Here is a 14,336-nt window from a genome sequence, read left to right on the forward strand (position 1 = left end):
AAGGGAAAACAATGCAAATTGCAGCAAAGGCCGCATCCGTAGGCATCGCGCTGGCCGTCCTCGGCGGCTGTTCGACCCTGCAGTCGCTTAACCCGTTCGCCAGCAAGCCGGCGCCGCGCAATCCGCCTGCCGCGCTGGTCGATATCAAGCCGTCGATGAACGTGCGCACTGCCTGGTCCGTCAACATCGGCAAGGCCGGCACTGCATTGTTCAACCCCGCTCTGGTCCAGGGCAGCGTGTTCGTCGCTGCCGCCGACGGCACGATAGCCCGGCTCGACGCGGCGAACGGCAACCAGCTCTGGCGCATCAACGCCGGCGTGCCGCTGACCGCGGGCGTCGGCGCCGACGCCGGCACGGTCGCCGTGGGCGCGGCCGGCGGCGTGCTGCTGGCCTACAGCGCGGACGGCAAGCAGCGCTGGAAGGCGCAGGCGTCGAGCGAGATTCTTGGCGCGCCGGCCGTGGCGCAGGGCCTGGTCATCGTGCGCAGCATCGACAACCGGATCGCCGCATTCGACGCCGACAGCGGCGTGCGCCGCTGGCAGCTGCAGCGCGCCGCGCCGGCGCTGGCATTGCGCAGTGCGCCGGGCATCGCCGTCGACGCGACGTCGGCCTATGTCGGCATGCCGGGCGGACGCATGGTCGCGCTGACGCTGTCCAACGGCGGCCCGCGCTGGGAAGTGGCGGTCGGCGACCCGCGCGGCGCGACCGAACTCGAGCGCATCGCCGACGTGTCGGGCATCCCGGTGATGGTGGGCCGCGAAGTCTGCGCGGTCGCTTACCAGGGCCGCATCGGCTGCGTGGACGCGAGCAGCGGCTCCACCCGCTGGGCCAAGGAATTTTCCAGCGAAGTCGGCCTCGGCGCCGACGACAATCATGTTTATGGCGCGGACGAACGCGGCAACGTCAACGCATTCACCTATGATGCGGGTGTCGGCGTCTGGCGCAACAATACGCTGGCCAACCGCCGCCTCTCGACCCCGGTGGCAGTGGGACGCACGGTCGCGGTGGGCGACTACCAGGGTTACATGCATTTCCTCTCGCGCGAGGACGGCGCGACGCTCGCGCGGGCCGCCAGCGACGGCAGCCAGGTCATCGGAACGCCGGTCGTGAACGGCAATACGGTTATTTTTCAAACACAAGCAGGTATAGTGGCCGCATTGACGGCCGAGTAAGAAAGTCATGAAGCCGGTTATCGCATTAGTAGGTCGACCCAACGTCGGCAAATCCACGCTCTTCAATCGCCTGACGCGTTCGCGTGATGCCCTTGTTGCCGACCTGCCAGGTCTGACCCGCGACCGGCATTACGGCGAAGGCCGTATCGGCGAACGGCCTTTCCTGGTCATCGACACCGGCGGTTTCGAGCCCGTGGCGAAGGAGGGCATCATGTTCGAGATGGCGAAGCAGACCAAGCAGGCGGTCGCCGAAGCCGACATGGTGATCTTCATCGTCGACGGCCGCCAGGGGCTGACGCCGCACGACAAGACGATCACCGACTTCCTGCGCCGCTCCGGCAGGCCGGTGATGCTGGTGATCAACAAGTCCGAAGGGATGCAGTACACCGCGGTCACCGCCGAATTCTATGAACTCGGGCTGGGCGACCCGTACGTGATCTCGGCCGCCCACGGCGACGGCGTGATGGACCTGGTCGACGAAGCGCTCGACCTCGCGACCGCGCAGCAGACGGAGGTCGAGGAAACTGCGGACGAACAGGACCGCGGCATCCGCATCGCCATCGTCGGCCGGCCGAACGTCGGCAAGTCGACGCTGGTCAACACGCTGCTCGGCGAAGACCGCGTGATCGCTTTCGACATGCCCGGCACGACCCGCGACTCGATCGAGATCCCGTTCGAGCGCGACGGCCGCAAGTATTCGCTGATCGACACCGCCGGCATCCGCAAGCGCGGCAAGGTGTTCGAGGCGATCGAGAAATTCTCGGTGGTCAAGACGCTGCAGTCGATTTCCGAGGCCAACGTGGTCATCCTGCTGCTGGACGCGCAGCAGGATATCTCGGAACAGGATGCGCACATCGCCGGCTTCATCCTCGAAAGCGGCCGGGCGCTGGTGGTCGCCATCAACAAGTGGGACGGCCTGACCAGCGACCGCCGCGACGAGATCAAGATCGACCTCGACCGCAAGCTCAGCTTCCTGTCCTTCGCCAAGTTCCATTTCATCTCGGCGCTGAAGTCCACCGGCATCGCGCCAATGATGAAATCGGTCGACAGCGCCTATGCCGCGGCCACCGCCAACCTGCCGACGCCCAAGCTGACCCGGGCGCTCGAGGAAGCGGTCGAACACCAGCAGCCTCGCCGCAAGGGCTCGATCCGTCCCAAGCTGCGCTATGCGCACCAGGGCGGCCAGAACCCGCCGGTCATCGTCATTCACGGCAATGCGCTGGAAGCGATCGACGCCAATTACAAGCGCTACCTGGAGAAGCACTTCCGCGAAACTTTTTCGCTGGTCGGCACTCCACTGCGTATAGAACTCCGGTCCGGCAAGAACCCTTTTGCGAAAAGCGGATAAAGGCGCGGGTAGGGCGCTCATTCGTTTGGCAATACCGCGGAAAATCGATTACATTCAAGCTGCGTGCCACTGGCGTACCTTGAATCTGGTCGAGTCGCCTCCAACTCCTCATCACAACAACACAATGGAGCTTCCATGAGCAATAAAGGGCAACTATTACAAGACCCCTTCCTCAACGCCTTGCGCAAAGAGCACGTTCCTGTTTCCATTTATCTGGTCAACGGCATCAAACTCCAGGGTCACATCGAATCGTTCGACCAGTATGTCGTTCTGCTGCGCAACACCGTCACGCAGATGGTCTACAAGCATGCCATTTCGACTGTCGTGCCCGCACGCGCAGTCAATCTCAACCTGGAGTCGGACGCTGAATAACGCTGCGCACCCCTATCCGCCGCCGGGCGGTCGCTGAGATGCGCGCGGCTCTCGTCGGCGTCGACTTTGGCAAGGGGGATTTTGCTGCCAGTCTCGACGAACTCGGCCTGTTGTCCAGTTCGGCTGGCGCCGAACCCATCCTGACCATCCTTGGCAAGCGTTCCAGTCCCGATCCCGCCCTGTATGTCGGCTCCGGCAAGGCGCAGGAAATTGCGCAGGCTGTGGAAGACGAGCATCTCGACATCGTCGTGTTCAACCATGCGCTGTCGCCGGCCCAGCAGAGGAACCTCGAGCGCGTGCTCAAGGTGCGCGTGGTCGACCGCACCAGCCTGATCCTGGACATCTTCGCGCAGCGCGCGCAGAGCCACGAGGGCAAGGTGCAGGTCGAACTGGCCCAGCTGCAGCATCTCGCCACCCGCCTGATCCGCGGCTGGACCCACCTCGAACGGCAAAAAGGCGGTATCGGCCTGCGCGGCCCGGGTGAAACCCAGCTCGAGACCGACCGCCGCCTGATAGGCGAACGCGTCAAGGGCCTGCGCGCCAAGCTGAAGAAGCTGCAGCGCCAGCACGAGACCCAGCGCCGGGCGCGCGGACGCAGCAACATGCTGTCGGTGTCGCTGGTCGGCTATACCAATGCCGGCAAGTCCACGCTGTTCAACGCGATGACCAAGGCGCAGGTATATGCGGCGGACCAGCTGTTCGCGACGCTGGACACGACGTCGCGCCGGGTTTACCTGGGCGACGTCGGCAGCGTGGTGATTTCGGACACCGTCGGTTTCATCCGCGAATTGCCGCACCAGCTGGTGGCGGCCTTCCGCGCGACGCTCGAAGAGACGATCCATGCCGACGTGCTGCTGCACGTGGTCGACGCGTCCAGCCCGACGCGGCTCGAGCAGGTGGAGCAGGTCAATGCCGTGCTGAAAGAGATCGGCGCCGACCACATCCCGCAGATTCTCATCTGGAACAAGATCGATGCGGCAGGGCTGGAGCCGGCGGTCGAACGTGATGAATATGATAAAATCCGCCGGGTTTTCATCAGCGCCCAGACCGGCGAAGGGGTCGACCTGTTGCGGGAGGCAATTGCCGAATTCGCTGCAAAAGAGCATGCATCGCAGACCAGTGAACAGCCGTCGGCCGACGCCGACGACATGCGTTTCACGGCTTTCGATCAGCATACAAATCTATAACTTTTACGCCGGATTGCGACAGCATGCCTGTACCATTTTTGAAAAGAATCGGCCTTAAATTCTCGCTGAACGATCCCCGCTGGGGACGCGGCCCGGAAAACGGCGAACAGCCGCAGAACCAGGACAGCAAGCGGCCCAGCGACGGCCCGCCCGACCTCGACCAGCTGTGGCGCGACTTCAACCAGCGCATCAACCGGCTGTTCGGCAAGCGCGGCGGTGGCGGGGGCGGCGGCGGCGAGGGCGGCGGCATGATGCCCGACATGCGCGGCGCTAGCATCGGCGCCGGCATCATCGCGGCGATCGTCGCGTTCCTGTGGCTGATCAGCGGCTTCTTCATCGTGCAGGAAGGCCAGACCGGCGTCGTGATGACCTTCGGGCGCTACAGCCACATGACGCCCGCGGGTTTCAACTGGCGCTGGCCGTCGCCGATCCAGACGCACGAAATCGTCAACGTTTCCACCGTCCGCACGGTCGAAGTCGGTTACCGCTCCACGGTGCGCAACAAGGTCGGCCGCGAATCGCTGATGCTGACCGATGACGAAAACATCATCGATATCCAGTTTGCCGTGCAATACAAGCTCAAGAATGCGTCCGAGTGGGTATTCAACATGCGCGACCAGGAAGAGACCGTCAAGCAGGTTGCCGAGACCGCCATCCGCGAAGTCGTCGGCAAGAGCAAGATGGACTTCGTGCTGTACGAGGGCCGCGAAAAGGTGGCTTTCGAGGTCGGCCAGCTGATGCAGCAGATCGTCGACCGCTACAAGGCCGGCGTGCAGATCACCAATGTGACGATGCAGGGCGTGCAACCGCCCGAGCAGGTGCAGGCTGCGTTCGACGATGCGGTCAAGGCCGGACAGGACCGCGAACGGCTGAAGAACGAAGGCCAGGCGTATGCGAACGACGTGGTGCCCAAGGCGCGCGGCGCCGCATCGCGGCTGGCGCAGGAATCCGAAGGCTACCGCGCGCGCATCATCGCCAACGCGGAAGGCGAGGCGGCGCGCTTCAAGCAGGTGCTGGTCGAGTACCAGAAAGCGCCGGCCGTGACCCGGGACCGTATGTATCTTGATGTCATGCAACAGATCTTTTCCAACACCACCAAGCTCATGGTCGATTCGCGTTCCGGTAACAACCTGATGTACCTGCCGCTGGACAAGCTGATTTCGCAGTCGGCTGCCGACACTTCCGCAGCGCGTTCCGGCGCGCCGGCGACAATGCCGCCGCCCGTGACGGTCGAGCCGACGCCCAACCTCGAATTGCCGCGCGCAAACGATGCGCGCAGCCGCGAAAGCCGCAACAGCCGTGACAGGGAGACCCGCTGATGAGCCGCACCTTTACCATGCTCGTGCTGGGACTGATAGCGCTGTCCCTGCTGTTTTCCACGCTGTTCGTCGTCGACCAGCGCCAGTACGCGATCGTGTTCGCGCTGGGTGAAGTCAAGAAGGTGATCAATGAGCCCGGCCTGCATTTCAAGCTGCCGCCGCCTTTCCAGAACGTGGTGTTCCTCGACAAGCGCATCCTGACGCTGGACACGCCGGAAGCCGACCGTTTCATCACGGCCGAGAAAAAGAACATCCTGGTCGATGCCTTCGTCAAATGGCGCATCACCGACCCGCGTCTCTATTTTGTCAGCTTCGGCGGCGACGAGCGGCGTGCGCAGGACCGGATGGCGCAGATCATCAAGGCCGCGCTGAACGAGGAAATCACCAAGCGGACCGTGCGCGAAGTGATCTCGGGCGAGCGCGGCAAGGTGATGGACGCCATCCGCAACAAGGTGTCGGAAGAGGCGCGCCAGATCGGCGGCGAAATCATCGACGTGCGGCTGAAGCGGGTCGACTACGTCGAGCAGATCAATGCATCGGTCTACGAGCGGATGAAGTCGGAGCGGGCGCGGGTGGCCAACGAACTGCGCTCGACCGGCGCCGCCGAATCGGAAAAGATCCGCGCCGACGCCGACCGCCAGCGCACCGTCATCCTGGCGGAAGCCTACCGTGACGCCGAGAGCATCCGCGGTGACGGCGACGCGAAGGCGTCGCAGGTGTACGCAGAGGCGTTCGGGCAAAACCCCGAGTTCTTCAAGTTCTACCGCAGCCTCGAGGCCTATCGCAACAGCTTCCGCAACCGCAGCGATTTGCTGGTTCTGGACCCGAATTCCGAGTTCTTCCGCTATTTCCGCAGTGCCGACGGTGCTACCGCCAAAAAGTAACACTGGCATGAATTGTTAAGCTCGGTGACAATACTGCCTTTGGCTTGGCCGGCCCTGCGCCGGCGCCAGCCCGCAAGGGCCGGCAGGCACTGACATCGCAACCCCGACAGCTACAACGCCGACGCCGAGTGATCGGATCGTCGGCCTTGTCATGTGGGTCAATATCGTTTTCATCTTTTCTGAGCATTACGCCATCTTTCATGCCTAACTGGCTTCTTCCTGAAAACATCGCTGACGTCCTGCCGTCGGAAGCGCGCAAGATCGAGGAGCTTCGCCGCAAGATCCTCGACAACTTCCAGCTGTACGGCTACGAACTCGTGATGCCGCCGATGCTCGAGTATCTCGACTCGCTGATGCCGGTCGGCGGCCATGACATGGACCTGCGCATGTTCAAGCTGGTCGACCAGCTGTCCGGCCGCACCATGGGCCTGCGCGCCGACATGACGACGCAGGTCGCCCGCATCGACGCCCACCTGCTCAACCGCGCCTCCGTCACCCGGCTCTGCTATGCCGGCAGCGTGCTGCATACCCGTCCGTCCGGCCTCCATGCAACCCGCGAGCCGCTGCAGATCGGCGCCGAGATCTACGGCCATGCCGGGCTGGAAGCGGACGCCGAAATCCAGGAACTCGCGCTTGCCTCGCTGGCGCTGGCCGGCTTCACGGAAGTCCGGCTCGACCTGACCCATGCGGGCCTGCTGCGGGCATTGATCGAGCATGACGAGAACGCCCGCGAGGACGAGGCGGCGCTGGTGATGCTGTTGCGCGCCAAGGATGTGCCCGGCCTGTCGGTGCTGGTCGAGGATTACGAGCCGGTCACGCGCGACGCGCTGCTGGCCCTGCCCGGGCTGTATGGCGACGCCGGCGTGCTGGAGCAGGCGCGGATGGCACTGCCGGTGCTGCCCCGCATCACCCGCGCGCTCGACGAACTGGGCGCACTGATCGCGCTGGCCGGCGACGCCGCGGTGACCGTCGACCTTGCCGACCTGTCCGGCTACCAGTATGAAAGCGGCGCGATGTTCGCGCTCTACGTGCCCGGCCTGCCGAACGCGGTGGCCCGCGGCGGCCGCTACGATCATGTCGGCCAGGCATTCGGCCGCGCCCGTCCGGCGACGGGTTTTTCGATGGACCTGCGCGAACTCGCCAGGCTCCTGCCCGGCGCCACGCCGCGCGCGGCGATCTTCGCGCCGTGGAGCCGCGACCCCGAACTGCGCAACCGGATTGCCGCGCTGCGCGGCGCGGGTGAAATCGTCATCCAGCATTTGCCCGGCCATGAAGCCGATCAGCAGGAGTTCGACTACGATCGCGAGATCGTGCTCGAGGATGGAAACTGGAATCTCAAAACGTTAGGTTAGTGATGTCACAAAATAGCATGGCAAAAAATGTGGTGGTCATCGGCACCCAATGGGGCGATGAAGGCAAGGGCAAGATCGTCGACTGGCTCACCGATCACGCCCAGGGCGTGGTGCGGTTCCAGGGCGGCCACAATGCCGGCCACACACTCGTTATCGGCGGCAAGAAGACCGCGCTGCAGCTGATCCCGTCGGGCATCATGCGCGAAGGCGTGGCCTGCTACATCGGCAATGGCGTGGTGCTGTCCGTGCCCGACCTGCTGCGCGAGATCGACAAGCTCGAGGCCGCCGGCGTCGAAGTGGCGTCGCGCCTGAAGGTGTCGGAAGCCTGCCCGGTGATCCTGCCTTATCACACCGCTCTGGATGCCGCCCGCGAGATCGCCCGCGGCGCCGCCAAGATCGGCACGACCGGCAAGGGCATCGGCCCGGCCTATGAAGACAAGGTTGCGCGTCGCGCGATCCGCGTGGCCGACCTGCTCAACGCCGGCCGCTTCGCCGAGAAGCTGCGCGAGAACCTCGATTACCACAATCACGTGCTGGTGAATTACCTGCATGCGCAGCCGGTGGACTTCCAGAAGACGCTGGACGGCGCGCTGGCCGACGTGGCGCGCCTGGCGCCGATGGTGACCGATGTCTCGAGCGCACTGCATGCCGCGTACAAGGGCGGCGCCAGCCTGCTGTTCGAAGGCGCGCAGGGCAGCCTGCTGGACGTCGACCACGGCACCTACCCGTACGTGACCTCCAGCAACTGCGTGGCCGGCAATGCGTCGGCCGGCTCGGGCGTCGGCCCGAACATGCTGCACTACATCCTCGGCATCACCAAGGCCTACACCACGCGCGTCGGCTCGGGCCCATTCCCGTCCGAGCTGGCGACCGACGAGGGCGTCGGCAAGCACCTGGCGAGCGTCGGCCACGAATTCGGCACGGTGACCGGGCGCGCCCGCCGCTGCGGCTGGTTCGATGCGGCGCTCCTGAAGCGCTCGGTGCAGATCAACGGCGTGTCCGGCATGTGCCTGACCAAGCTCGACGTGCTGGACGGCGTGGAAACGCTGAAGCTGTGCACCGGCTACCTGATCGACGGCAAGCCGGTCGACATTTTCCCGGTCGGCGCGGAAGACGCGGCACGCTGCGTGCCGGTCTACGAGGAAATGCCAGGCTGGAGCGAGTCCACCGTCGGCGCGAAGTCGATGGACGCCTTGCCGGCGAATGCGCGTGCCTACATCCTGCGCATCGAGGCGCTGGTCGGCGTGCCGATCGACATGGTGTCCACCGGTCCCGACCGCGAGGAAACCATCGTACTGCGTCACCCGTTTCAATAAGTCAGCAAGGAAGGAATAGCACTATGCCGGTATCAACGGACAAGGACCTCTGGGTCTCCTGGGATGAATATCACCATGCGATCGAATCGCTGGCGCTGATGGTGCACGAGTCGGGCTGGCGCTTCGACCACGTGCTGTGCCTGGCGCGCGGCGGGATGCGTCCCGGCGACATTTTCTCGCGCATCTTCGACGTGCCCCTGGCCATCCTGTCGACCAGTTCGTACCGGGAGGAAGAGGGCACCGTGCGTGGCAGCCTCGACATCGCCAAGTACATCACGATGACCCGCGGCTCGCTGTCGGGCCGCGTGCTGCTGGTCGACGACCTGGTCGATTCCGGCGTGACGCTGGAGCAGGTGCAGTCGCACCTGCGCACCAATTTCCCGGCGGTGACCGAGGTCCGGTCGGCCGTGATCTGGTGCAAGGCATGTTCTTCGGTGCGGCCGGATTTCTACCTGCAGTACCTGGAGTCGAATCCGTGGATTCACCAGCCGTTCGAGGAATACGACGGCCTGCGTCCGCACCAGTTGGCGGCGTGGATGAAGAAGGGTGAAAGCAAGTAGGGTTGCTTGGCTCGAAGGAGGATGCCGGCGTTGCCGGCATTTTTTTTGGCTGATCTGAAATGAATGACCCGCGGAGCCGGATCATTCAGGGTTTGGTCAGAGGTTTGATTGATTCATCAATCAAACCTTTGTTTTTGACGGAGGGGGCTCGGTCACGTTCCGCGACCCCGCCTGTCCCTGCAGGGCCAGGCTTTCGAGTCCCTCCCGCAAAGCGCGCAGGCGCTTTGCTCGTGGGCGCCAAAACGCAAAAGGCCGGTTGCGAAAGCAACCGGCCTTTCTTGTTTTGGTGCCCACGGAGGGAGCTCGGTCACGTTCCGCGACCCCGCCTGGCCCTGCAGGGCCAGGCTTTCAATTCCCTCCCGCAAAGCGCGCAGGCGCTTTGCTCGTGGGCGCCAAAACGCAAAAGGCCGGTTGCTTTCGCAACCGGCCTTTCTTGTTTTGGTGCCCACGGAGGGAGCTCGGTCACGTTCCGCGACCCCGCCTGGCCCTGCAGGGCCAGGCTTTCAATTCCCTCCCGCAAAGCGCGCAGGCGCTTTGCTCGTGGGCGCCAAAACGCAAAAGGCCGGTTGCTTTCGCAACCGGCCTTTCTTGTTTTGGTGCCCACGGAGGGAGCTCGGTCACGTTCCGCGACCCCGCCTGGCCCTGCAGGGCCAGGCTTTCGAGTCCCTCCCGCAAAGCGCGCAGGCGCTTTGCTCGTGGGCGCCAAATGCAAAAGGCCGGTTGCTTGCGCAACCGGCCTTTCTTGTTTTGGTGCCCACGGAGGGAGCTCGGTCACGTTCCGCGACCCCGCCTGGCCCTGCAGGGCCAGGCTTTCGAGTCCCTCCCGCAAAGCGCGCAGGCGCTTTGCTCGTGGGCGCCAAATGCAAAAGGCCGGTTGCTTGCGCAACCGGCCTTTCTTGTTTTGGTGCCCACGGAGGGAGCTCGGTCACGTTCCGCGACCCCGCCTGGCCCTGCAGGGCCAGGCTTTCGAGTCCCTCCCGCAAAGCGCGCAGGCGCTTTGCTCGTGGGCGCCAAATGCAAAAGGCCGGTTGCTTGCGCAACCGGCCTTTCTTGTTTTGGTGCCCACGGAGGGACTCGAACCCCCACACCTTGCGGCACATGGACCTGAACCATGCGCGTCTACCAATTCCGCCACGTGGGCTTCGCTGATCGCCTTTACTGCTGCGGCGTTCGCGGAGAGCCAGAACTATATAGAACATCGGCAGTGTGGTCAATGCCTGGCCGACATGAATTGTCATCGCGTGCTGATGCATGGCAGGAAGCCGATCCTGGATCGAAAACCCATATTTACATTGGGCGCATGGAAACATACACTCGAAGTTACAAGAGGGACAAGCGCGGCAAGACGCCGGCCGCGTCTTCAGCCATGTAACCGGGAGCAACGATGGTCAAGGTACTTGTCGCAATCCGTCCTGAGGATGCGGGCGTGATGCGCCGCGTGTTCGGCGACGAGTTTGATGTGATCAGTTGCGCGACGCTGGCGGAGGCGCAGGCGGTGCTGGACGGGCTGGGCGGCGAACCTCTTGCGATGATTGCCTGCGGCGTGCATTTCGATGACGGCCGCATGTTCGACCTGCTGAAGCTGGTCAAGGCCGATCCGCAATTCTCCGATATCCCGTTCTGGGGCATCCTGCGCGATGAAGGCATGCTGTCCAGCGCGATCACGCGCGGCATACGGACGGCAATGAAGAGCATGGGCGCGAGCGGCCTGTTCAACCTGTCGCAGCTCGATCCGGGAAGCGACGAGGAGCAGGCCTACCTGAACCTGCGCAGCGCGATCCGGCAGTCGCTGGCGAACGGCGGCTGACGCCCCCGCCGGCGATGCGGGTCCGCTAGCCGTGCGACACGCCCTTGTGGGTGCCGTACATGTCATGCGCGGTGGTGTTAGCCGAGCCCGTCAATAACGGCTGTCCGGGGGCGGACGCGGCGGCGGCCTGCCGTATCGCCAGCACCACGTCGTCCGGCGCCTCGTGATGCAGCATGTGTCCCTTGCCCTCGACGACATGCAGCCTGCTCATCCGAAGCGCCTTGTGCAGCCGCATGGTCTGCGCCTTGGTGCTGACCAGCCTGTCGCTGGCGCCCGCCAGCAGCGTCACGGGTACCTTGAGCCGCTCGAACTGCGGCGCCAGTTCGCTGGCCGCCGACTGCATCATCGCCGTCTCGCTGGCGCTGGCGTAGAGTGTGCCGGGGCGCAGCGACATCCATACCGGATAGCCGGACGCGAACGGCTCGGGCGTTGCCGGCGGGCCGAACACGCGGCGCTTGATCAGTGGCCACATCATGCGTCCGAGCACCGGGGAGACCGTATGGCGAAGGAAGGTGCCGACATAAGGGATGGCCGGCATCGACAGCAGCGGTACGTCCAGCCGCAGCGACGGATAGTAATAGCCGGACATCAGCACCAGGCCGCGTATCGCGTTCGGGTGCATCACGCCCATCCACAAGGCGATCAGCGTGCCCCAGGAGTGGCCGACGATGACCGGGTCTTCGACATGCAGCCGCAGCAGCGCGCGGCGCAGCAGCGCGGCCTGCGAGCGCGGGTCGAAGTTGCGGAAATCGGGGCGGTCGCTGTGGCCATAGCCGGGGCGGTCGAACACGATCACGCGGTTGGTTTCAGCCAGCTTGTCGACGATCCCGCTCAACTCGAAATCCTGGATCATGCTGCCGTTGCCGTGCACCAGCACGACCGCCGGCCCCTGGCCGCGGTCGATATAGTGCAGGCGCACCCGGTCGATGTCGATGAATTCGCCTTCCGGCGGATTGTCGCGCTCGGCCTGGCGCGTGCGGACTTTCGCGTACAGCGCGGACGCCGCCAGGGTTGCAGCCGTGGCCAGCGCAACGCCGCCGGCACGGATCAGGATGTCTTTGTTTTTTAAATTGGGCATCTGGCAGTGAGTTAAAAAGTCGAAGAATGTCCGTGTGACAGTTGCGGTTAAGACAAGTTCCGGCCGCTTCCGGCCATTGCCCGGAGCGCGTCCTACGCCTGCGGCGCCTCGGGCGGCATCATCAGCGCGATCAGGCCGTCTCCCGGCAACACGCCTTCACGCAGCCCGAACAATGCGCCGGGGGTTTCAAACAACAGGTGTTCCTCGCCTGGACCGGTATCTGGACGATAAGGCACCGGGCTGTCGAGCAGGTTGACTGCGATCATCAAAAGGCTGCCATCGCCCAGGCGCCAGCGCGCTTCGACCGCATGGCTGCCCAGCACGCGCGCACGGTCGGCCGTGCAGCCGGCCAGCCGCGGGATCACGTGCGCGTGGCGCGCCGCCAGCAGCGAGCGGGTCCAGGCCAGCCAGCGGCGGCGGTTGGCGCTGAGGTCGCCGTCGCTCACCGTGGTCGGGATCGAGGCCTCGAAGGTCCCGGCGTCGTTGGGGTCGGGTATGGCGGCGCGGCGCTCGGGGTCCTCGAACTCGGCAAAGGCGGCGAACTCGCTGCGCCGGCCCTCGCGCACCGCCTGCGCCAGCGCCTCGTCCTTGTAATCGGTGAAATAGCGGAACGGCTCGGTCGCGCCGACCGGCTCGCCCATGAACAGCAGCGGGATCTGCGGCGACAGCAGCAGCAGCGCCATCGCGGCGCGCAGTGCGGCCGGGCGCGCCAGCGTCGTCAGGCGTTCGCCGAAAGCGCGGTTGCCGATCTGGTCATGGTTCTGCAGGAACAGCACGAAGGACGACGGCGGCAGGTGCCCGCTGGGCGTGCCGCGCGGGGTTCCCATCCGGTGCGGCGACGGCTCGCCCTGGTAGATGAAGCCCTGTTCGAGGCAGCGGCACAGCTTGGCGGCGGTGTCCTCCGCATAATCGGTGTAGTAGCCGGAAGTCTCGCCGGTCAGCAGCACGTGCAGCGCATGGTGGCCATCGTCGTTCCACTGGGCGTTGAAGGAGGAGGGCATCAGGTGCGCCGCATTGTCCTCGTGCTCCATCACCAGGTGCACATGGCGGCCCGGCCTGATCCGGGCGCGGATGTCGGCCGCCAGCTCGGGCAGCCATTCCTGCTCCTTGATCGCATGCAGCGCATCCATCCGCAGTCCGTCGATATGGAATTCATTGATCCAGTAGAGCGCGTTCTGGACGAAGAACTCCTTGACCTCCGGCCGCCGGAAGTCGATCGCCGCGCCCCACGGCGTGCTCAGGTCGTCGCGGAAGAAGGTGCGCGCATAGGTGTTCAGGTAATTGCCGTCCGGGCCGAAATGGTTGTAGACCACGTCGAGGAACACCTGCATGTCCAGCGCATGCGCGGTGTCGATCAGCGCCTTGAGCTGGTCGGGCGTGCCATAGGACGCTTCGGGCGCGAATTGCAGCACGCCGTCGTAGCCCCAGTTGCGGTTGCCCGGAAATGCCGCGATCGGCATCAGTTCGATGGCGGTGATGCCGAGCCGGGCCAGCGAGGGCAGCATGTCGAGCACGCCGGCAAAGCCGCCGCAGGCGCCGACATGCATTTCGTAGAACACCGTTTCTTCCCAGCGCCTGCCGCTCCAGTGCGCGTCGCGCCACTGGTAGCTGTTCGGGTCCATCACGAGGCTGGGGCCGTGGGCGTCGCTTTGCTGCGCGCGCGATGCCGGGTCCGGGACCTCGAGGTCGCCATCCAGCCGGAACAGGTAGGGGGTGCCGGCGCCGCACTTCACATACGCTTCGAACCAGCCGTTTGCGAGCTGGCGCATCGGCTCGACGGCCGCGCCGCCGTTGATGACGACATCGACCCGCTGCGCATTCGGCGCCCACAGGCGGAAACAGGTCAGCCCGGGCGCGACCAGAGACGTCCCGTAGGTGGTGGCCGGTATGTCGGCGATGGTGAGGCCGGGGAGGTCTATTGAGTGCATGTCATTCCTTCGG

General features: G+C 64.8%; 12 protein-coding genes and 1 tRNA gene. 10 read left to right on the forward strand and 3 right to left on the reverse strand.

Features of this window, described 5'->3' with window-relative positions:
* Positions 1 to 11: 11 nt before the first annotated feature.
* The 9 genes from bamB (at position 12) to QOL82_RS21750 (ending at position 9,510) form a co-directional block, all read left to right on the forward strand.
* Entirely contained in the window at positions 12 to 1,172 is a 1,161-nt protein-coding gene (bamB, locus tag QOL82_RS21710; protein WP_283444403.1) for an outer membrane protein assembly factor BamB, read from the forward strand.
* A gap of 7 nt (positions 1,173 to 1,179) precedes the next feature.
* Positions 1,180 to 2,520, forward strand: a complete 1,341-nt coding sequence (der, locus tag QOL82_RS21715; protein ID WP_283444404.1) for a ribosome biogenesis GTPase Der — start codon at positions 1,180 to 1,182, stop codon at positions 2,518 to 2,520.
* 135 nt (positions 2,521 to 2,655) lie between these two features.
* Positions 2,656 to 2,892, forward strand: a complete 237-nt coding sequence (gene hfq / locus QOL82_RS21720) for an RNA chaperone Hfq (RefSeq protein ID WP_136418236.1) — start codon at positions 2,656 to 2,658, stop codon at positions 2,890 to 2,892.
* 38 nt (positions 2,893 to 2,930) lie between these two features.
* The gene (gene hflX / locus QOL82_RS21725) at positions 2,931 to 4,079 is read left to right on the forward strand and encodes a GTPase HflX (protein WP_283444405.1); all 1,149 of its coding nucleotides are present in this window, start codon (positions 2,931 to 2,933) and stop codon (positions 4,077 to 4,079) included.
* A gap of 23 nt (positions 4,080 to 4,102) precedes the next feature.
* Positions 4,103 to 5,398: an FtsH protease activity modulator HflK gene (gene hflK, locus QOL82_RS21730; protein WP_283444406.1), complete on the forward strand. Its 1,296-nt coding sequence runs from the start codon at positions 4,103 to 4,105 to the stop codon at positions 5,396 to 5,398.
* A complete protein-coding gene (hflC, locus tag QOL82_RS21735; RefSeq protein WP_283444407.1) occupies positions 5,398 to 6,282 on the forward strand; it encodes a protease modulator HflC in 885 nt (294 codons plus the stop codon). Before hflK ends, hflC begins: the two co-directional genes overlap by 1 nt.
* Positions 6,283 to 6,482: 200 nt before the next feature.
* Positions 6,483 to 7,634, forward strand: coding sequence for an ATP phosphoribosyltransferase regulatory subunit (locus QOL82_RS21740; protein ID WP_283444408.1), 1,152 nt, complete (start codon positions 6,483 to 6,485; stop codon positions 7,632 to 7,634).
* 2 nt (positions 7,635 to 7,636) lie between these two features.
* Positions 7,637 to 8,950, forward strand: coding sequence for an adenylosuccinate synthase (locus QOL82_RS21745; RefSeq protein WP_283444409.1), 1,314 nt, complete (start codon positions 7,637 to 7,639; stop codon positions 8,948 to 8,950).
* A gap of 23 nt (positions 8,951 to 8,973) precedes the next feature.
* Complete coding sequence (locus QOL82_RS21750; RefSeq protein ID WP_283444410.1) at positions 8,974 to 9,510, forward strand: phosphoribosyltransferase; 537 nt, start codon at positions 8,974 to 8,976, stop codon at positions 9,508 to 9,510.
* A 1,056-nt stretch (positions 9,511 to 10,566) separates the two neighbouring features.
* On the opposite strand, the gene QOL82_RS21755 is transcribed toward QOL82_RS21750, so the two are convergent.
* A tRNA-Leu gene (locus QOL82_RS21755) sits at positions 10,567 to 10,651 on the reverse strand.
* A 243-nt stretch (positions 10,652 to 10,894) separates the two neighbouring features.
* Between QOL82_RS21755 and QOL82_RS21760 the strand changes: the two genes are divergently transcribed.
* Positions 10,895 to 11,317, forward strand: a complete 423-nt coding sequence (locus QOL82_RS21760; RefSeq protein ID WP_283444411.1) for a hypothetical protein — start codon at positions 10,895 to 10,897, stop codon at positions 11,315 to 11,317.
* A 25-nt stretch (positions 11,318 to 11,342) separates the two neighbouring features.
* Here the strand turns inward: QOL82_RS21760 and QOL82_RS21765 are convergent, their stop codons facing one another.
* Both QOL82_RS21765 and treZ read right to left on the reverse strand, forming a co-directional pair.
* A complete protein-coding gene (locus QOL82_RS21765) occupies positions 11,343 to 12,395 on the reverse strand; it encodes an alpha/beta fold hydrolase (protein WP_283444412.1) in 1,053 nt (350 codons plus the stop codon).
* Between the two features lie 92 nt (positions 12,396 to 12,487).
* The gene (gene treZ, locus QOL82_RS21770) at positions 12,488 to 14,323 is read right to left on the reverse strand and encodes a malto-oligosyltrehalose trehalohydrolase (protein ID WP_283444413.1); all 1,836 of its coding nucleotides are present in this window, start codon (positions 14,321 to 14,323) and stop codon (positions 12,488 to 12,490) included.
* Positions 14,324 to 14,336 lie beyond the last annotated feature (13 nt).

It is taken from the genome of Noviherbaspirillum suwonense (assembly GCF_900182955.1).
Lineage (GTDB): Bacteria > Pseudomonadota > Gammaproteobacteria > Burkholderiales > Burkholderiaceae_D > Noviherbaspirillum_A > Noviherbaspirillum_A suwonense.